At 69.5% G+C, this 16,896-nt stretch carries 17 protein-coding genes and 1 tRNA gene; 10 read left to right on the forward strand and 8 right to left on the reverse strand.

The window, feature by feature from the left end; all coding sequences use genetic code 11:
- Positions 1–135: 135 nt before the first annotated feature.
- A tRNA-Thr gene (locus CX1_RS06015) sits at positions 136–208 on the reverse strand.
- Positions 209–358: 150 nt separating this feature from the next.
- Between CX1_RS06015 and thrE the strand changes: the two genes are divergently transcribed.
- From thrE to CX1_RS06035, 4 genes are all read left to right on the forward strand, one after another.
- Positions 359–1,960, forward strand: a complete 1,602-nt coding sequence (gene thrE / locus CX1_RS06020) for a threonine/serine exporter ThrE (protein ID WP_060925406.1) — start codon at positions 359–361, stop codon at positions 1,958–1,960.
- Positions 1,961–2,140: 180 nt separating this feature from the next.
- Positions 2,141–2,491 (forward strand): hypothetical protein, encoded by a 351-nt coding sequence (locus tag CX1_RS06025; protein ID WP_046650240.1) that lies wholly within the window; start codon positions 2,141–2,143, stop codon positions 2,489–2,491.
- Positions 2,488–3,996, forward strand: coding sequence for an alpha,alpha-trehalose-phosphate synthase (UDP-forming) (locus tag CX1_RS06030; RefSeq protein ID WP_371440264.1), 1,509 nt, complete (start codon positions 2,488–2,490; stop codon positions 3,994–3,996). The genes CX1_RS06025 and CX1_RS06030 overlap by 4 nt, the downstream gene beginning before the upstream one ends.
- Positions 3,993–4,466, forward strand: a complete 474-nt coding sequence (locus CX1_RS06035; RefSeq protein ID WP_046650241.1) for an META domain-containing protein — start codon at positions 3,993–3,995, stop codon at positions 4,464–4,466. The genes CX1_RS06030 and CX1_RS06035 overlap by 4 nt, the downstream gene beginning before the upstream one ends.
- Positions 4,467–4,477: 11 nt before the next feature.
- Here CX1_RS06035 and CX1_RS06040 read toward each other — a convergent pair whose 3' ends face one another.
- On the reverse strand, positions 4,478–5,035 hold the full coding sequence (locus CX1_RS06040) for a flavin reductase family protein (protein ID WP_082719165.1): 558 nt from the start codon (positions 5,033–5,035) through the stop codon (positions 4,478–4,480).
- A 78-nt stretch (positions 5,036–5,113) separates the two neighbouring features.
- Here CX1_RS06040 and otsB point away from each other — a divergent pair, with 78 nt between their 5' ends.
- Complete coding sequence (gene otsB / locus CX1_RS06045) at positions 5,114–5,884, forward strand: trehalose-phosphatase (RefSeq protein ID WP_046651317.1); 771 nt, start codon at positions 5,114–5,116, stop codon at positions 5,882–5,884.
- A 9-nt stretch (positions 5,885–5,893) separates the two neighbouring features.
- On the opposite strand, the gene CX1_RS06050 is transcribed toward otsB, so the two are convergent.
- Positions 5,894–6,979, reverse strand: coding sequence for a LacI family DNA-binding transcriptional regulator (locus CX1_RS06050; protein WP_046651322.1), 1,086 nt, complete (start codon positions 6,977–6,979; stop codon positions 5,894–5,896).
- Positions 6,980–7,162: 183 nt separating this feature from the next.
- On the opposite strand from CX1_RS06050, the gene CX1_RS06055 reads away from it, so the two are divergent.
- Genes CX1_RS06055 through CX1_RS06065 form a run of 3 tightly spaced genes read left to right on the forward strand, consistent with a single transcriptional unit; the run spans position 7,163 to position 9,774 of the window.
- Positions 7,163–8,128, forward strand: coding sequence for a metal ABC transporter solute-binding protein, Zn/Mn family (locus CX1_RS06055; RefSeq protein ID WP_060925409.1), 966 nt, complete (start codon positions 7,163–7,165; stop codon positions 8,126–8,128).
- Complete coding sequence (locus CX1_RS06060; RefSeq protein WP_046651316.1) at positions 8,129–8,830, forward strand: metal ABC transporter ATP-binding protein; 702 nt, start codon at positions 8,129–8,131, stop codon at positions 8,828–8,830.
- Positions 8,830–9,774, forward strand: a complete 945-nt coding sequence (locus tag CX1_RS06065; RefSeq protein ID WP_082719168.1) for a metal ABC transporter permease — start codon at positions 8,830–8,832, stop codon at positions 9,772–9,774. Before CX1_RS06060 ends, CX1_RS06065 begins: the two co-directional genes overlap by 1 nt.
- Positions 9,775–9,835: 61 nt before the next feature.
- Here the strand turns inward: CX1_RS06065 and rlmB are convergent, their stop codons facing one another.
- Together rlmB and cysS are read right to left on the reverse strand one after the other, a co-directional pair.
- Positions 9,836–10,783, reverse strand: a complete 948-nt coding sequence (gene rlmB, locus CX1_RS06070; RefSeq protein ID WP_060925410.1) for a 23S rRNA (guanosine(2251)-2'-O)-methyltransferase RlmB — start codon at positions 10,781–10,783, stop codon at positions 9,836–9,838.
- A gap of 132 nt (positions 10,784–10,915) precedes the next feature.
- Entirely contained in the window at positions 10,916–12,319 is a 1,404-nt protein-coding gene (gene cysS, locus CX1_RS06075; protein ID WP_060925411.1) for a cysteine--tRNA ligase, read from the reverse strand.
- A gap of 335 nt (positions 12,320–12,654) precedes the next feature.
- Here cysS and CX1_RS06080 point away from each other — a divergent pair, with 335 nt between their 5' ends.
- Entirely contained in the window at positions 12,655–14,073 is a 1,419-nt protein-coding gene (locus CX1_RS06080; RefSeq protein ID WP_052753330.1) for an HNH endonuclease signature motif containing protein, read from the forward strand.
- Positions 14,074–14,138: 65 nt separating this feature from the next.
- On the opposite strand, the gene ispF is transcribed toward CX1_RS06080, so the two are convergent.
- The 3 genes from ispF to CX1_RS06095 are packed head-to-tail and all read right to left on the reverse strand — an operon-like array spanning position 14,139 to position 15,967.
- The gene (ispF, locus tag CX1_RS06085; protein ID WP_046651314.1) at positions 14,139–14,639 is read right to left on the reverse strand and encodes a 2-C-methyl-D-erythritol 2,4-cyclodiphosphate synthase; all 501 of its coding nucleotides are present in this window, start codon (positions 14,637–14,639) and stop codon (positions 14,139–14,141) included.
- A 1-nt stretch (position 14,640) separates the two neighbouring features.
- Complete coding sequence (gene ispD, locus CX1_RS06090) at positions 14,641–15,375, reverse strand: 2-C-methyl-D-erythritol 4-phosphate cytidylyltransferase (protein WP_046651313.1); 735 nt, start codon at positions 15,373–15,375, stop codon at positions 14,641–14,643.
- A gap of 13 nt (positions 15,376–15,388) precedes the next feature.
- Entirely contained in the window at positions 15,389–15,967 is a 579-nt protein-coding gene (locus CX1_RS06095) for a CarD family transcriptional regulator (protein ID WP_046651312.1), read from the reverse strand.
- Positions 15,968–16,135: 168 nt separating this feature from the next.
- On the opposite strand from CX1_RS06095, the gene CX1_RS06100 reads away from it, so the two are divergent.
- On the forward strand, positions 16,136–16,891 hold the full coding sequence (locus CX1_RS06100; RefSeq protein WP_169793209.1) for a hypothetical protein: 756 nt from the start codon (positions 16,136–16,138) through the stop codon (positions 16,889–16,891).
- Positions 16,892–16,896: the final 5 nt, after the last annotated feature.

Here is a 16,896-nt window from a genome sequence, read left to right on the forward strand (position 1 = left end):
CAGGTCACACGCATTTCGCTTTACGACGCCCCGAGCGGCGCGGGGGTGAGAGGAGCCCGAGCCCCGCCGGCGCACGGAGGGACCGGACCAAAAGATGAAGCCCCGGCCGGGGACATCCCGGCCGGGGCCAATCGGGGCCGGAGATGGGACTCGAACCCACAACCATCCGCTTACAAGGCGGGCGCGCTACCAATTGCGCCACTCCGGCATCGCACGGATTCTACCCCGGCGGATCGCGCGCCCCTCATCTGGGCGGATGTCCGCGCCCGAATCCGCATGTAGACTCCCCGCGGCGCAACAACCGCGCTCACCATTGACGGGCGGGTCCCCACCTACGGATCAGCCGGGACGGAGGGACGTGTCCGAGGAGCAGCCGGCGACCACCGCCGCAACGATCCCCGGTTTCGGGGGCAAGCTGCGCGCGAAGGTGCGCAACGCGATGTTCGGCCCGCAGTCGACCGTGGACCTGGTCCAGTCGACGAGGACGCCGCTGCCGCTGGCGCCCATCGACTACACCGATCCCGACCAGGTCACGGCGGTGCTCGATCTGGCGGCGCAGCTCGGCGGGCTGCTGCTGTCGTGCGGCACCGGCAACTCGGACACCGTCCTGCAGCTCAAGGCGGTGACGTCCGCCTACGGACTCACCCGCGTGCAGGTGGACATAACCCTGACGTCGGTGACCGTCTATCACCTCATCGGCGCCCGCCGCACCCCGGTGACGGCCATGCGCGTCGTCGATGCCCCGTCGGTCGACTTCGACCGGCTGCGCCGCGTCGACGCACTGCTCCGGTCGATCCGCGGCGGCCAGATCTCCCTCGAGGACGCCGTCGAACGCGCCGACGCCATCGAGGCCTCCCCTCCCCTGTACCGCCTGCGGATCATCTACCTCGGCTGGGCCGCGATGGCCGCTGCGGTGTCCGTGCTGCTCGGCGGCGGTCCGAGCGTCGCAGTCGTCGCCGCGATCGTCACGGCCGTCATCGTCGCGGCGATCGGCGAACTCAACGTCCGGGCGCTGCCTCCCTTCTTCCAGAACGCCACCGGCGGTTTCATCGCCACCGTCGCCGCGGCGGTGGCCTACGAGCTCTCGGGGCTGACGCCCTTCGACATGCAGCCGTCGCGGGTCATCGCGTCGGGCATCATCGTCATGCTCGCCGGCCTCACGCTCGTCCAATCGCTGCAGGACGGGATGACCGGGGCGCCGGTGACGGGATCGGCGCGGTTCTTCGACACGATGCTGCTCACCGGCGGCATCGTCGCCGGCATCGCCATCGGCTTCGAGGTCACCGCCTTCATCGGCATCCCGCTGCCGCCCATCAGCGTCGCCTCCGACCCCAACTTCGCCGAGTCGACGGTCCGCGTGCTCGCCGGCTCCGTGGCCAGCGTCGCCTTCGCCCTCGCCTCCAACGCGGGGTGGAAGGCGCTGGGCGTCTCCGGCGCGACGGCGCTGCTGGGTTCGATGCTCTACTACTGGCTGCTGCTCCCGATCGGCGTCAACCCCGTCGCCGCGGCCGGCGCCGCAGCCACCGCCGTCGGCCTGGCCGGTGGCCTGCTGTCCCGCCGCACGTCGATCCCGCCGCTGGTCACCGCCATCGCGGGCGTCACGCCCTTCCTGCCGGGCATGTCGATCTACCGCGGCCTCCACGCCCTGCTCAACGGCCAGCCGCTCAACGGCTTCACCGCCCTGGCCTCCGCGCTGGGCACCGCCACCGCCCTGGCCGCGGGCATCGCACTCGGCGAGTGGCTGGCCCGCCAGATGCGCCGCCCGCCGCGCCTCATCCGCCACGGCGACGTCAAGCGCCCGAAGATCCAGCGCCGGCGCCGCCGCCACGTCGCCGGCACTCAGTCCCCCGACGGCAGCGCCAACCCCGTCGAGGGCCGCACCAGGCTCAGCCGCAGCGCGCGGGCGAAATTCGGCCGTCGGTACGGCCGGGCGCCCGGCGACGAGAGCGTGGATTGGTGACCCGCCGCTGCGCCCGGCGGGCGGCGTCGTAAAGCGAACCCGCAGCGACCCAATGCCGCCGCAGCCCGTTGCCCCGGGCCTTGGTACACTGGAGGGCCTGTATGGGGCGAAAGGCGGGGCGGCCGACCTGCCCCTGAGTCTCCTTCACCCACCCTCGGCCGCCACGAGCCAGGAGGATACGTGCCACCCAAGGTCACCGACACCCGCACCGCCCAGAACGAGGCACTGCACCAGGTCGAGGCCGAGACGGCGGCGGGCGCTCGGCAGATCGTCGCCACGTTCTCCGATGACTTCCACGACTGCGTCACGCTGATGTGCATGCTCGGCGTCGAGCCGGAGGGCCTGAGCTACAAGAAGGTCCACGAGGAGCACCTCGAGGCCACCGCCCCGAAGACGGCCAAGCGCACCCGCAAGTCGACGAAGAAGGCCGCGAAGAAGGCCACCGTCAAGAAGACCACGGCGAAGAAGACGACCGCGAAGAAGGCGACGGCCAAGAAGGCCGCCGCGAAGAAGACCACGAAGAAGGCGTGATCGCCGTGGGCCGCGAACGCTCGGATTTCGTCGTCGTGGCCAACCGGCTGCCCGTCGCCCCCGTCGACGACGCCTCGGCGCCGGGCGGGGTGCGCTGGGAGGCCAGCCCCGGTGGCCTGGTCACCGCGCTGACCCCGGTTCTGCTGCGCAACAACGGCGCGTGGGTCGGGTGGGCCGGCAGCGTGTCCGACGCCGCCGGGGCGCCCGAGGTCCCCGAGGCCATCGACACCGACGAGGGCCTGCACCTCTTCCCCGTCGAGCTGACCTCGGAGGAGCACGAGAAGTTCTACGAGGGATTCTCCAACGCCACGCTGTGGCCGCTGTACCACTCGCTGATCGTCGCCCCGAAGTACGACGGCGACTGGTGGGAGTCCTACCGCGAGGTCAACCTTCGCTACGCCGAGGCCGTGTCGCGCCGCGCCGCCGAGGGCGCGACCGTGTGGGTGCAGGACTACCAGCTGCAGCTGGTGCCGGGCATCCTGCGGCAGCTGCGGCCGGACCTGACCATCGGGTTCTTCCTGCACATCCCCTTCCCGCCGTCGGAGATCTTCCGGCAGCTGCCGTGGCGCGAGGAGATCGTCCGCGGCCTGCTCGGCGCCGACGTCATCGGCTTCCACCTGGACACCTGCGCCGACAACTTCCTCGACCTGTGCCGCCGCGTCTCCGGCGAGGCCGGGTCGCACACGGGGCTGCCGGACACCCTCGACGTCCACGGGCGGTCGGCGGTGCGCGAGGCTTCCGGGACGATTTCGGCGCCGGACGGCCGCACGGTGCGGGTGGGGTCCTTCCCCATTTCCATCGACTCGGGCGACGTCATCGCCAAGGCCGCCGAGGCCGACCGCGACGGCGTCCGCGCACTGGCCGGGGATCCGCGCACGCTGCTGCTCGGCGTCGACCGCCTCGACTACACCAAGGGCATCCTCGTCCGCCTCGAGGCGTTCGAGGCGCTGCTCGAATCCGGGGCGCTGGACCCGTCGGAAAGCGTGCTGGTACAGGTGGCCACCCCGTCGCGCGAGCGCGTCGACGACTACCGCGTCACCCGCGCCCGCGTCGAGCACGCGGTGGGCCGCATCAACGGACGGTTCGCGTCGCTGGGCCGGCCGGTCATCCATTACATCCACCGGCCGGTGCCGTTCGACCAGCTGCTGGGCTTGTACTCGGCGGCCGACGTCATGCTGGTCACCGCGCTGCGCGACGGCATGAACCTGGTGGCCAAGGAGTACGTCGCCTGCCATCCGGACGGGACGGGTTCGCTGGTGCTGTCCGAGTTCACCGGCGCGGCCACCGAGCTCGACGGCGCGCATTTCTGCAATCCACATGACCTGGAGTCGGTGAAGCGGGCGATCATGGGCGCGGTGAATTCCCTGGAGCACCACCCCGACGACGCCCGCGCGCGCATGGAGCGCCTGCACGCGCAGGTCCGCGACCACGACGTCGAGCTGTGGGCGCGCAGTTTCCTCGGCGAGCTCGCCCGTGCCCACGATGGGGCGGAGGGCGGCCGATGAGCGGGCGGTCCGCGCGGGCCGGGCGCGTGGCTGGGGCGGTGTGCTTGACGACGCTGATGGCCGCCTCGTTGGCGGCGTGCGGAGTTTCTCCCGACGAGAGGATCGTCGGGAAGCGCTGGCAGGTCACCGAGATCTACGACGATCCGGCACTGCCGCGCGGCGTGCCCGAGGGCACCGTGCCGCCGATGATCACCTTCGGCCGCGAGTCGTACACCGGCGACGGGGCATGCGGGTCCTTCCAGGGCGCGCTGACCTGGCGCGACGAGGGGATCGTCGCCGTCGGCGAGCCTCAGACCGTGCGCGAGGCGGAGTGCGACGCCGTGGCCCGGACCTGGGACGACCGGCTGCGGGCGCAACTGGCCGGCGAATTCGTCGTGGAGACGCCGGACCCCGACCTGCGGATGACGGCCGTCGGCGACCACCCCGCCGGCGAGGCCGCGCCGGGGTGGGCGGCGGTGTCCGGGGACTGAAGGGGCCGGGCCTACACCGACGGCCGCTGGCGCCAGCCCTCGTCGGCCGGGGCGTCGCGGCCGGCCGAGACGACCTTGGCGTAGGACCCGCGGTGGTACAGCAGCGGGCGGGAGTCGGCGCGGTGGCCCATGCCGGCGATGCGGCCGATGACGATGTGGTGGTCGCCGCCGTCGTGGACGGCGTCGACGGTGCAGTCGATCCACACCGCGCAACCGTGGAGGAGGGGGTTGCCCAGCGGCGACGTCGACCACCGGCCGTGCTCGAACTTGTCCGGGCCGCGGCGGCCGAACGCGGCGGAGATGTCCCCCTGCTCCTCGGTGAGGACGTTGACGGAGAAGCGGCCGGTGGCCTCGATGCGCGGCCACGAGCGCGACGTCTTCATCACCGTGAACAGCACCAGCGGCGGGTCGAGGCTCAGCGAGGAGAAGGACTGGCACGCGAAGCCCACCTGCTCGCCGTCGTCGGTGGCGACGATGGTGACCCCGGTGACGAACTCGCTGAGCGCCTTCCGGATGGACATTTCGTCCATCGTTTCCAGGGGCGCGGGGCGGGCGTCGGCATGCGTCATGCAGGGCACCTTACCGATGGCGGCCGCCGACCGCTCCGGCGGGGAGGGGCCGTTGCGTAGGCTGGTGGCGTGAGCACCATGTCGCCGTCCCCGTCCGCCGTCTCCGCCGTCGCCGCGGCCGAGACCCTGTTGGTGGCCCTCGATTTCGACGGCACGCTGGCGGATCTCGGCGACGACCCGATGGCCGTGCGGCCCCGCGAGGGCAACGTGGACCTGGTGTCGCGGCTGTCGGCGCTGCCGAACACGGAGGTCGTCATCCTCTCCGGCCGGCAGCTGCGGGACCTGCGCTTCCTGTCCGGGATGGAACACGTGGCCCGCCTGGTCGGCAGCCACGGCGCCGAGCCGCAGGACGGCCTGGCCCTGTCCGATGCGGAATCGTCGCTGCTCGAGGCCGTCGACCTGCGGCTGCGCGAGGTCCTGGCCGAAGCCGACGACGATCGCGTGTGGGTGGAGCGCAAGCCCGCCGCCCGCGTCCTGCACGTCCGGCTGCTGGAAGACGAGGTGCGCAAGCGCCGCGTCCTCGACCACGCCATGGCGTTCTTCCGGCCGGTCGGCGGCGTCCACGTCACCGAGGGCAAGGACATCCTGGAACTGGCCGTCCTCGACGTGACCAAGGGCAGCTACCTGGAGGCGGCCCGCAACGAATACGGCGCCGACGCGGTGCTGTTCATCGGCGACGACGTCACCGACGAGACGGTCCTGCGCACCCTGTCCCACGGTGACCTGGGCATCAAGGTCGGCTCCCCCGACGACGGCCCCAGCGCGGCGACGGCCTTCCTGCCGGACACCGCGGCCGTGACCGCGTTCCTCCGCGAGTTCGCCGAGGCCCGCGCAGCCGCGACTGCCTGACCCCGGGCTTTACGACGCCTCGCGCGGCGCTCCCGTGGTCCTGCCCGGCAGGAACTCGGTGGGCAGCATCACCCGCGGGTCACCGCCGGCCAGCGCCGCACCGGCGGCCCGGCCCTTGTCCCGGTTGGGCTGGATGACGGTGGTGACGCCGACGTGCCGCGCCATCTCGATGCCGTCGAAGCCGGTGACCGACAGGTCCTCCGGAACGCGGATGCCGTGGTCGCGGGCGTAGCGGAGCACCCCGAGGGCCTGGGTGTCGGTGGTGCAGACGACGGCCGTGAGCTCCGGGTGCGAGGTCAGCAGTTCGCGGGCGGCGTCGTAATTGTTGTCGGGGTCGTTGAGGTGCCGTTCGATGATGGGCACGTCGGCGGCGTCGACGCCGGCTTCGGCCAACGCCTCCAGCGCACCTTCGACGCGGGAGCGCTGCACGTGGTGCCGGGCCCCGGCCAGGCGCTCGGCGTCGACCAGGCCGTCGTTGCGCTGCCGCGACAGGCGCACCGACAACACGCCGACCTTCCGGTGGCCCAGCTCCGTCAGATGCCGCACCGCCGGCTTGATCGCCTCGCGGTCGTCGATGCCCACGAAAGGCACCTCCCCCACCTCGGTCGGCTGGTCGCAGATCACCGTGGGCAGGCCCCGCTCCAGCACCGCCTGCAGGAAGGGGTCGTCCTCGGCCACGGAATACACCACGAAGGAATCGACGACCGCTTGGCGGATCAGCTGGCGGGGATCCGATTCCGAGGGGGACGGCCCCTGCGAAGCGTCGTCAAGCGACATGGCGCACTCCGACGACGAAGCGGGGATGACCAGCAGGGAATCCCCGCGACGGCCGCACTCCTCCGACAGGCCCGCCAGGAAATCGACCGAGGCGGGGTCCTCGAAGGCGAAGGACAGCTGCTCCGTGAACAGCACGCCGACCGCCCCGACGCGGCGCATGCGCAAACTGCGCGCCATGGGGTCCGGTCCGGGATAGCCCTGGGCCTCGGCCTGGGCGAGGATGCGCTCGCGCAACTCCGGCGACAACTGGTCCGGCCGGTTGTAGGCGTTGGACACCGTGGTGCGCGACACCCCGAGCTCAGCGGCGATCGACGCCAGCGTCCCCTTCGAACGGCGCCCGGTGCGGGTGGCCCGGGCGGCGGGCGCACCGGGGGTCGGCGACGCCGAATTCTGCTCTGCGGGGTCGGCGGGATCTTCGGCGCTCACGTGCCCGAATCTACCCGATGGCACGGAATCGCCCCCAGTTGGCAACCGTTTTCAATTCGGCGTTATTATGAGCGCATGAAAACTCCCTTCCTGCGCACCGCCCTGGCCGCCTCCGCCGCCGTGGGCCTGACCATGGGGCTCGCCGCCTGCTCCGACGATTCCGCCACCGCCGACGGCAACGGCGGCGACGCCGGGTCGGGCGACACCGTCAAGATCGTCACGTCGACCAAGGTCTGGGCCGACGTCGCCCAGGCCGTCATCGGCGACGCCGAGGGCGTCGAGGTCGAGCCGATCATCGCCTCCAACGACACCGACCCGCACTCCTACCAGCCGACCGCCGCCGACATGGCCCTGGTCGAGCAGGCCGACGTGCTGCTCGCGGGAGGCGGTCACTACGACGCCTGGCTGACCGAAGCCGCGTCGTCCGACTCCGCCGCGATCATCCTCACCGCCATCGACGGCGACGGCTTCGACGGCCACGGCCACGGCGAGGAGGGCCATGAGGAAGAGGGCCACGCCGAAGAAGATCACGAGGGCCACGACCATTCCGCCGAGGTCAACGAGCACATCTGGTACGACACCGACGCGGTGAAATCCGTCGCTTCGACTCTGGCCTCGGAGATCAACGCCCATTGGGACATTGGCGCGTCGGACGAGGACGTCGTCAAGCGCCTGGATGAGATCGACGAACGCAAGGCCAAGCTGCCGAAGTCCACGACCGCGCAGACCCACCCGCTGGCCGACGACATTCTCGCCGGCACCAAGATCGTCGACGACACCCCCGAGGGCTACCGCCGCGCGACGCTGAGCGAATCCGAGCCGTCCGCCGCCGATGTCGCCGCGATGCTGGAGACCATCGAGTCCGGTAACCTGGACTTTCTGATCGACGCGCCGCAGACGCGCGACCAGGTGTCCGAGCGGCTCGTGAAGGCCGCGCAGGCCAAGGGGCTGCGCATCGTCAACGTCTACGAGTCCCCGGGCGCCAACGAGAGTTTCTTCGACCTGTACGACCGCATCCTCGATGACTTGGAGCAGGAGTAGTTGACCCCACTTACCTTCGCCGGCGCGGCCGTCGCACCACTGTGGTCCGACCTCGATCTGGAGGTCCGGCCCGGCGAGTTCCTCGCCGTGCTCGGCCCGAACGGCGTGGGCAAGTCGACGCTGATCGGCGCCGCCCTGGGCACGCGTCGATTGACCGCCGGGACCGTGTCCGCGACGCCCGCCATCGGCTACATCCCGCAGCAGCGCATGTTCGACCCCGAGTTGCCCATGCGCGTGCGTGATCTGGTGGGGTTGGCGGCGGCCCACGGCGTGCTTCGCCGGCGCCCGCCGAAGGAGCGCATCGATGCCGCGCTGGCCGACGTCGGCGCGGAGGGCATCGCGGACCGGCGCGTCGGCACCCTGTCCGGCGGCCAGCAGCAGCTGGTCCGGCAGGCGCAGGCGTTGGTCGGGGATCCCGAACTTTTGCTTTGCGACGAGCCGCTGCTCAGCCTCGACCCCGCCGCGCAGCATGCGGCGGTCGATCGGCTCGAGCGGCGCCGGCGGGAGCACGACACGGCCGTGGTCTTCGTGACGCACGGCATCAACCCGATCCTGGGCCACTGCGATCGGGTCCTGTACATCACCCCGCACGGCCACAAGGTCGGGCCAGTCGAGGAGATCATGACCTCCGAAACCCTTTCCGAGCTGTATCGCACCGACATCACCGTCGCCACGGTGGGCGACAAGCTGGTGATCGTCTGATGGACTGGTTGAACGGTTTTCTGGCGGACACCGAGACGCTGCTGCAGGTGGGGTTCGTGCAGTCGGCGATCATCGCCGCGGCGTTGCTGGGGTTGGTGTCCGGCGTGATCACACCGCTGGTGGTGATGCGCCGCATGAGCTTCACCGTGCACGGCACGTCCGAGTTGGCGCTGATGGGCGCGTCGGCGGCCCTGCTGACGGGGTTCAGCGTCGGCGGTGGCGCGATCGTCGGGTCCGTGCTGGCGGCCGTGGTGCTGGCGCTGCTGGGCATGCGCGGCGGGCAGGACACCATCGTCGGCGTGGTGCTCAGCTTCGGCATGGGCCTGTCCGTGCTGTTCATCCACCTGTATCCCGGGCGGACGACGACGGCGTTTTCGCTGTTGACCGGCCAGATCGTGGGCCTGTCCAGCGCGTCGGTGTGGCTGCTGGCGGGCGTCGCCGCGTTGGTGATCGCGGTGGTGGCGCTGTTTTGGCGGCCGCTGTTGTTCGCCTCGGCCGACCCGGTCCTGGCGGCGGCGTCGGGCATCAACGTCCGCGCCATGTCGGTGTTGTTCGCGGTCCTGATCGGCCTGACCGCCGCGCAGGGCGTGCAGATCGTCGGTGCGCTGCTGATCATCTCGCTGGTGATCACGCCCGGTGCCGCCGCGGCGTACGTGACGGCGTCGCCGATGAAGGCCGTGGCGTTGTCCGTCCTCTTCGCCGAGACCGCGGCCGTCGGCGGGGTGCTGCTGTCCCTGGCGCCGGGAATGCCGGTCAGCGTGTTCGTGACCACCATTTCCTTCGCCATCTACCTGGTGTGCCGTTTCATCGGCTGGTACCGGGGCCGCACCGCCACCCGCGACGACGTGTCCGCCGACCGGTGGGCAGTCCCCCGCGACGGAGTCCTTCCCGCAACCGCGGTGGCCGCCGACGCGGACTGCACCGGCCGCCACCCGGCACCCTGAGCCTCCCGACCCCCGGTCCCTGGCCCCTGGCCCTGGCCCAGCTTCGCCCCCTGCTTCGCCTCTACTTCGAGGTCGCCACGCGGCGCTGACGCGCGAACTCGCTGAGGGTGACGCCCGCGGCGACCGAGGCGTTGAGCGACTCCACCCACCCCGTCATCGGGATGGACATGATCGAGTCGCACGTTTCCCGGACCAACCGCGACAGGCCCTTGCCCTCAGAACCCACCACGACCACCGTGGGCGTGGTTCCGTCATAGGTGTCCAGCGTGTGATCCCCGCCGGCGTCCAAGCCGACGACCTGGTACCCGGCCTTCTGGAACTGCTTGAGCGAACGCACCATGTTCGTCGCCCGCGCCACCGGAAGCCGCGCGGCCGTGCCGGCGGAGGTGCGCCACGTGACGCCCGTGACGGCCGCCGAGCGACGCTCCGGAATGACCACGCCATGGCCGCCGAACGCCGCGGTCGAACGAATGACCGCGCCAAGGTTCCGCGGATCCGTGATGTTGTCCAGGCACACGATCAGGCCCGGTTCACCCGAGTCCACGACCTTCTCCAAGAGGTCTTCCACGGCCAGGTACTTGTACGGCGGGATCTGCAGACCGATGCCCTGGTGCAGCGAGTTGCCGGTCATCCGGTCCATCTCGTGGCGGGGAACCTCGCGGATCGGGATGCCCCGGTCATTGGAGACGCGCACGGCCTCCTGCAGCCGGTCATCGTTGTCGGTGCCGAGGGCCACGAACAACGTGCTGCCCGGAACCTTGGCGTGCAGGCATTCGACGACGGGGTTCCGGCCGACGACCAGCTCCGAGCCGTCGGTGACGCGCTCGTGGCGCCCCTGGTCCCGTCGTCGCTGCTGCAGCGCCTGCTTGTGGGCCTTGTGATAAACCCGATCCTCCGCCTTCGGCGTGGGCCCCTTGCCACGCAGGCCCCGCTTGTGGCCGCCCGTGCTGGCCTGTTCCTTCTTGTTGGACTTGCGCACCGCGCCGCGGCGCTGGGAATTACCCGCCATGTTGTTGCCTTTCGCTTTCGCTACCCGTCGTAGCGATCGTGGTCGTTCCCGTGGCACTCAGGCCAGTGGGAATCAACCGATGTTCTCGTCTCGCATGATTTCGCTTCATCGCCGCGGTTGCTGCGGCCCCCTTCAGTCGGACAACGACCACTTCGGCCCATCGGCGGTATCGGTGACGGACACGCCGGCCTCGGTCAGCCGGTCACGCACTCCATCGGCGGTCGCCCAATCCTTCTCCTCGCGCGCGGTCTTGCGGGTCTCCAGCTCATGGCCGATGAGAACGCCCAGCGCATGCATCGCGCGATCGTCGCCACCACCAGAAGCCGCCCACTTCTCCGACAGCGGGTCGAAGCCGAGCACCGCAGCCATCGCTCGGACCTCCGACGCACGCTCCTTGGCTCGGGCGTCGTCCCCGTCGGCAAGCAACTGGTTGCCCGCGCGCACCGCATTGTGCAGCTCGGCCAGGGCGCGCGGCACGGCGAGATCCTCGTTCATGGCGGCGTCGAACGCCTCGGGGCGATCGCCGATCTCGATCTCGCCGAACTTGTCGGCGGCGCGCTTCAGGAACGCCTCGATGCGGCGGTACCCCGCGGCAGCCTCCTGCAGCGCCTCCTCGGAGTACTCCAGGACGGAACGATAATGCGCGCTGCCGAGGTAGTAGCGCAGCTCCACCGGCCGCACGGCCTCGAGGATGTGCGGCACCGACAGGACGTTGCCCAGCGACTTCGACATCTTCTCGCCGGACATGGTCACCCAGTGGTTGTGCATCCAGTACCGCGCGAAGCCGTCGCCGGCGGCATGGGACTGGGCGATCTCGTTCTCGTGATGCGGGAACTGCAGATCCAGCCCGCCGCAATGGATGTCGAACTCACCGCCCAGGTAGTACGTGGCCATCGCCGAGCACTCGAGGTGCCAGCCGGGCCGGCCATCGCCCCACGGCGTGGGCCACGACGGCTCACCGGGCTTCGCGGACTTCCACAGCGCGAAGTCGTGCGGACCGCGCTTGCCCGGCGAATCGGGCTCGCCCTGCTCCATCTCGTCCACGCGGTTGCCGGACAGCGAGCCATAATCCCCGCCCTCCGACGATGCCCACGCATTGACGTCGAAGTACACGTTCCCGTCGACATCGTACGCGTAGCCATTGTCGATGAGACGCTGCATGTACTCGACCATCTGCGTCACGTGCCCGGTGGCGCGCGGCTCGACGCTCGGCGGCAGCACGCCCAGCTGGTCGTAGGCCCAGGTGAACTCGCGCTCGTACGTCGACACCCACTCCCACCAGGGACGCCCGTGTTCGGCGGCCTTGGTCAGGATCTTGTCGTCGATGTCCGTCACATTGCGCACGAACGCCACGTCGAGCCCCTGGGCCATCAACCAGCGGCGCAGAATGTCGAACGCGACACCGGAACGCACGTGGCCGATGTGCGGCATCGCCTGCGGGGTCGCCCCACACAGGTACACCGACGCATGCCCCTCGCGGAGGGGCTCGAAGTCTCGCAGCTCACGGGTGGCGGTATCGAAGATTCGGAAGTTCACGCCCCCGAGTGTAGCGGTCGGGGCCGCCCCTTCCGAACGCTTGCACGGCGCGTGACCTGCCGCATCCCAGTGAATTCGCCGTCCCGTTCACGCGGGGTTCACGCGGCGTTCGATGAGGGCCGTTCACTTGCCTGGCTGCGGCTATGAACCCGAGCCAAACCATGTGCTTTACGACGCCCACCTCTCCCCAATCGCCCCACGGGTCACAGAAAACACCCGAACATTAACTTCGAATGAACGTTCCATTAAACCCTCATTCGATCTTGCGTTCGACGTTGCGCGCATCTACCATCGGGGGCAGAAAGTCAGTCACGCGCCGCACGCCAGGGGGACAGATGTCGGCCACGAATACCCATCCGCTCAGCACTTTCAACGATTCACCGCCAGATCAGCGCGACCAGGCCACCGACACCGCACACATCAAGGACCTCATCGAACGCGCCACCGAAGCGCTCGCTTCAATCGCCTTCACATTCGAATCGTGCCGTTTCTCACCTACGACGCTCCTGCAACTGCTGCCATCCCTGAAGGCCCTGGAAACCGCCCGGCGGGGCGCCGCCATCATCGATGCGAGAGTTGCGGAAACGGTCGTCGATGGCGAACTCTCGCGTTTGATCGGCACGGCCAAACCCGACGACTACCTGTTTCGGGAGTTCAGGTTGCCCCGCAACGAGGCACGCGAGCGGGCCGTCGCCGTCGAATTTCTGGCGGACCATCCCACCCTGAGAGATTCGTGCAGCGCGAGCTTGAGGGCGGGAGATCTGACGCTGTCGGGCATCGCGCAGATCAAGAAGGAAATCGGGGAACTGGATGATCGAGCGGAAAGGCCCGCCGAAGTCATCGTGAAAGAGGTGGTCGCCCGCTCCCCCACCCATGGCCCACATGGCGCGGGTTCCCTCTGCCGCAAGCTCGTGAAGGAACAGAACAGACGATTCCCGCGGGACCCGAACACGGCGCATCGAGCTCGGAGGCTGACCGTCGGAAAGCAAGACGGCGACGGCGGGGCGAAAGTCCACGGCTACCTGGATGCGGCGACCGTCGCACTGCTGGAGGCGTGGCTGCTGGCGCACGGCGTGAAAAAGGGCTCGCACGACGACGAACGGACGCCGCCTCAGCGAAACGCCGACGCTCTCGATCTTGCTCTGCGCACGGCGCACGAGGCGCATCCCAGGGTGAAGGGCAAACCCATGTGCACGATCGTCGCTGCTTTGAACGCCGATGACCTGAAGGCGGCGACGGGAACCGGCCACGGGGAGCCGGCGGCGACGCATCCGACCAGGGTCACGACCAGAACCGGGGCCGGAGTTGAGATCGGCCTGATCGACCTGCTGCGATTGGGCATGTCCGAGGAGATGTACGCGGCCATCATCGACGAAACCGCGCCCGTGACCGAATCCCGGTTGAGACTGGGCCGCACCCATCGATCCGCGACGTTCGAGCAGCGGATGGCGCTGCAATTGCTCGATGGCACGTGCCGTCATCCCGGATGTTCCAGGCCGCCCGACGCATGCGATGTCCACCACCTCGTCGCATGGTTGCTGGGAGGGGCCACGGATCTGGAGAACCTCACCTTGCTGTGCCGACGCCATCACTCCGACAACGACGACACCCGGGCGGACCCGCGCCGGGGCCACATGACGCCCAGGACCGACGACCCACGCGGGCGCACCGGATGGGCCCACCCGATCGGCGCGGACGGACGGCGAAACGTCGAGTTCAACGACGGCGGCACGCTCGACGAAAGGGCGGCGTGACCACCATGATGAGAAAGCCACGCTCCTCGGGGCAAGCGTCGAGAAGCGAGCTGCGTTCGGCCGCGCTACTTGGCGTCCGTCTTCTTCCAGACGACGGCGGTGCCGACGGCCGCGACGCCCTCGCCCCGGCCGGTGAAGCCCATGTGATCGGTCGTCGTCGCCGAGACGCTGACGGGTGCGCCGATGTACTCCGAGAGAACCTTCTCCGCCTCTTCGCGGCGCGGCCCCATCTTCGGGCGGTTGCCGATCATTTGGGCGGCGGCGTTGCCGATGACGAACCCGTTGTCCTCGAGCAGCCGGCGGCATTCCTTGAGCAGACGCTCACCGGAGACGTCGTCGTACTCGGGTCGCCCGACCCCAACGAAGCTGCCCAGGTCCCCCAGGCCGGAGGCGGACAGGAGGGCATCGACGATGACGTGGGCGACCACGTCCCCATCGGAGTGCCCCTCGCAACCGTCCTCGCCCTCGAAAAGAAGGCCGGCCATCCAGCAAGGCTTGCCGGCCTGGACCTGGTGGGCGTCGGTGGCGATGCCCACGCGCGGGATGAGGACGGGTGCGTCGGTCATGTCATTCTCCGGAAATCTCGAACTCGGTCGATTCGGCTTCCTCGGCGATCTGCGTCGCCAGTGCCAAATCGAGGGGGGTGGTCACCTTGAATGCCATCGGATCGCCCTGCACCACGTGGACCGGCTCACCGAGCCGCTCCACGAGGGAAGCATCGTCCGTGGCGTGGAGTGCCTCATCTGCGGGCCGGCCGAAGTGTTCTTCGTATGCGCGACGCAGAAGCGGAAGGCGAAAGCCCTGCGGAGTCTGCACCGCGCGAAGCGAGGAACGGTCGGGGGTGCCGGTGACGACGGTGCCCGACACCTCCTTGATCGTGTCCGCGACGGCGACGACGGGGATGACGGCGTCGGATCCCCCCACCACGGCGCGAACCACGCGAGCGATCATGCCGGGCGGCGTGAGCGCGCGGGCGGCGTCATGCACCAAGACGACCCCGTCTTCGGGCATGCGGCGCATGCCCTCCCAGACGGAATCGATGCGTTCGCCTCCTCCGACGATGAACTCGACGTCGCTGCGGATACGTCCCGCGGATTTGGCGCGCCGGAACAGCTCGCGGGCATACGCCATCATGTCCTCCGACACGATCACCGCGATGTCGTCGACGGCTTCGGATCGCTCGATGGCGGCCACGGAACGCTCGACGAGCGAGCGGCCGCACAGCTGGACGTACGCCTTGGGGATGGGCTCGCCGAGCCTCGTGCCACGTCCGGCCGCGGCCACCAGCGCGGTGACCCGCATGCCCTCGGTCTCCCTAGTCCTCGGCGTCGAGGTCGACGGCGTCGTCCCCCGCGGTGGCCTTCGGCTCCGCCGAATTGGCGGCCTCGTCGGCGAGGGCCTGGTGGCGCTCGATGGTCGCCTCGATGCGGGAGAAGATCTCGGCGGTCTTCTCGTCGTCGACGCTCTCGGCGAGCGACAGTTCTCCGACGAGCACCTGGCGAGCCTTGCTGAGCATGCGCTTTTCGCCGGCGGACAGCCCGCGGTCCTGGTCTCGGCGCCAGAGATCCCGCACGACCTCGGCGACCTTGTTGATGTCGCCGGAGCCGAGACGCTCCTGGTTGGCCTTGTAGCGGCGGGACCAGTTGCCCGCTTCCTCGACGTCCGTTTCGCGGAGGACGGAGAAGACCTTGCGCAGGCCTTCCTCCCCGACGACATCTCGCACACCGACAAGTTCGGCGTTCTTCGCCGGAACCTGAATGTTCAGATCACTCTGCAAGATCTGGAGGACGAGGTACTGAACGGTCTCGCCGTTCAGCTCGCGCTCGATGATTTCCTCGATCTTCGCGGCCCCATGATGCGGGTAGACGACGGTATCGCCGACGCTGAATTCCATGTGGTGTGCACGCCCCTTTCAACGGCCCTCCACCCTATCACGACCCCCCTGCAAATTACCGCTAGTATGAGAAGAGCCTTTGAGGACACTAAGGTGGGTTCTCAACTGCAGAACCCAGTTTCAAACCCCAATCCTCAAGTTGCCCTAGATGATGGAGGACACGAACTCATGACCCTCAAGTCGGTTGTCCGCCGCGGTGCCCTCGCCACCGTCGCCGCCGCTTCCGCCGTCGCGCTCGCCGCCTGCGGCGCCGGCCAGATTTCCCAGACCGCCAACCAGGTCGCCGCCGTCGACGGCGCGCAGAACGTGCAGGAGGCGGTTCCGGGTGGAGTCGCCATCCGCGACGCGCACATCATCGTCGACCCGGAGTCGGGTGACGCGGCGCTGAAGTTCTCCGTCACCAACCAGGAGCGCTCGAACGACGCGGTGTACACCCTCGAGTCCGTCGAGGTCGAAGGCGCGGGCGAGGCTCAGCTGACCCCGGTCACCTCGACCAAGTCGTACGATGCCGCCTCCAACGGCGAGCAGGAGATCCCGCGCGACTGCCAGATGGTCGTCGACTACGCGGGCGCCGTCGAGCAGTACTCGGCCCAGGCCGATGCGAACCCGGGCTGCATCACCTACTTCTCCAGCACCCTCGACTCCGAGACGCTGGCGGGCGACAAGTCCAACGCGATCGGCGAGAACCGCAACGTGACGTTCACCTTCCAGGGCCCGGAGGGCACCGAGGAGATCGAGCTGTTCGTGACCATCTCCTCCTACATCCCGGAGGCCGGTTCCGTGGACCGCGGCGACAACGGCCTGGCCGAGGGCGCCAAGCCCGCCGAGGCGTCCGACGCCGGGGCCGGTGCCGACGACGCCGCGCAGGGCGACGCCACCACCCCGGCGGCCGAGCAGGCCATCGGCCAGATCAACCAGCAGTAGGCTCC

The sequence above is a fragment of the Corynebacterium xerosis NBRC 16721 = ATCC 373 genome, from assembly GCF_001552415.1.
Classification (GTDB): domain Bacteria; phylum Actinomycetota; class Actinomycetes; order Mycobacteriales; family Mycobacteriaceae; genus Corynebacterium; species Corynebacterium xerosis.

Bases quoted from the DNA above. Each gene is read 5' to 3' on its own strand.
- CX1_RS06035 (WP_046650241.1), top strand. From the start codon at position 3,993: ATGAGCGGGCGGTCCGCGCGGGCCGGGCGCGTGGCTGGGGCGGTGTGC.
- CX1_RS06040 (WP_082719165.1), bottom strand. From the start codon at position 5,035: ATGACGCATGCCGACGCCCGCCCCGCGCCCCTGGAAACGATGGACGAA.
- otsB (WP_046651317.1), top strand. From the start codon at position 5,114: ATGTCGCCGTCCCCGTCCGCCGTCTCCGCCGTCGCCGCGGCCGAGACC.
- CX1_RS06055 (WP_060925409.1), top strand. From the start codon at position 7,163: ATGAAAACTCCCTTCCTGCGCACCGCCCTGGCCGCCTCCGCCGCCGTG.
- CX1_RS06065 (WP_082719168.1), top strand. From the start codon at position 8,830: ATGGACTGGTTGAACGGTTTTCTGGCGGACACCGAGACGCTGCTGCAG.
- rlmB (WP_060925410.1), bottom strand. From the start codon at position 10,783: ATGGCGGGTAATTCCCAGCGCCGCGGCGCGGTGCGCAAGTCCAACAAG.
- CX1_RS06080 (WP_052753330.1), top strand. From the start codon at position 12,655: ATGTCGGCCACGAATACCCATCCGCTCAGCACTTTCAACGATTCACCG.
- ispF (WP_046651314.1), bottom strand. From the start codon at position 14,639: ATGACCGACGCACCCGTCCTCATCCCGCGCGTGGGCATCGCCACCGAC.
- ispD (WP_046651313.1), bottom strand. From the start codon at position 15,375: ATGCGGGTCACCGCGCTGGTGGCCGCGGCCGGACGTGGCACGAGGCTC.
- CX1_RS06095 (WP_046651312.1), bottom strand. From the start codon at position 15,967: ATGGAATTCAGCGTCGGCGATACCGTCGTCTACCCGCATCATGGGGCC.
- CX1_RS06100 (WP_169793209.1), top strand. From the start codon at position 16,136: ATGACCCTCAAGTCGGTTGTCCGCCGCGGTGCCCTCGCCACCGTCGCC.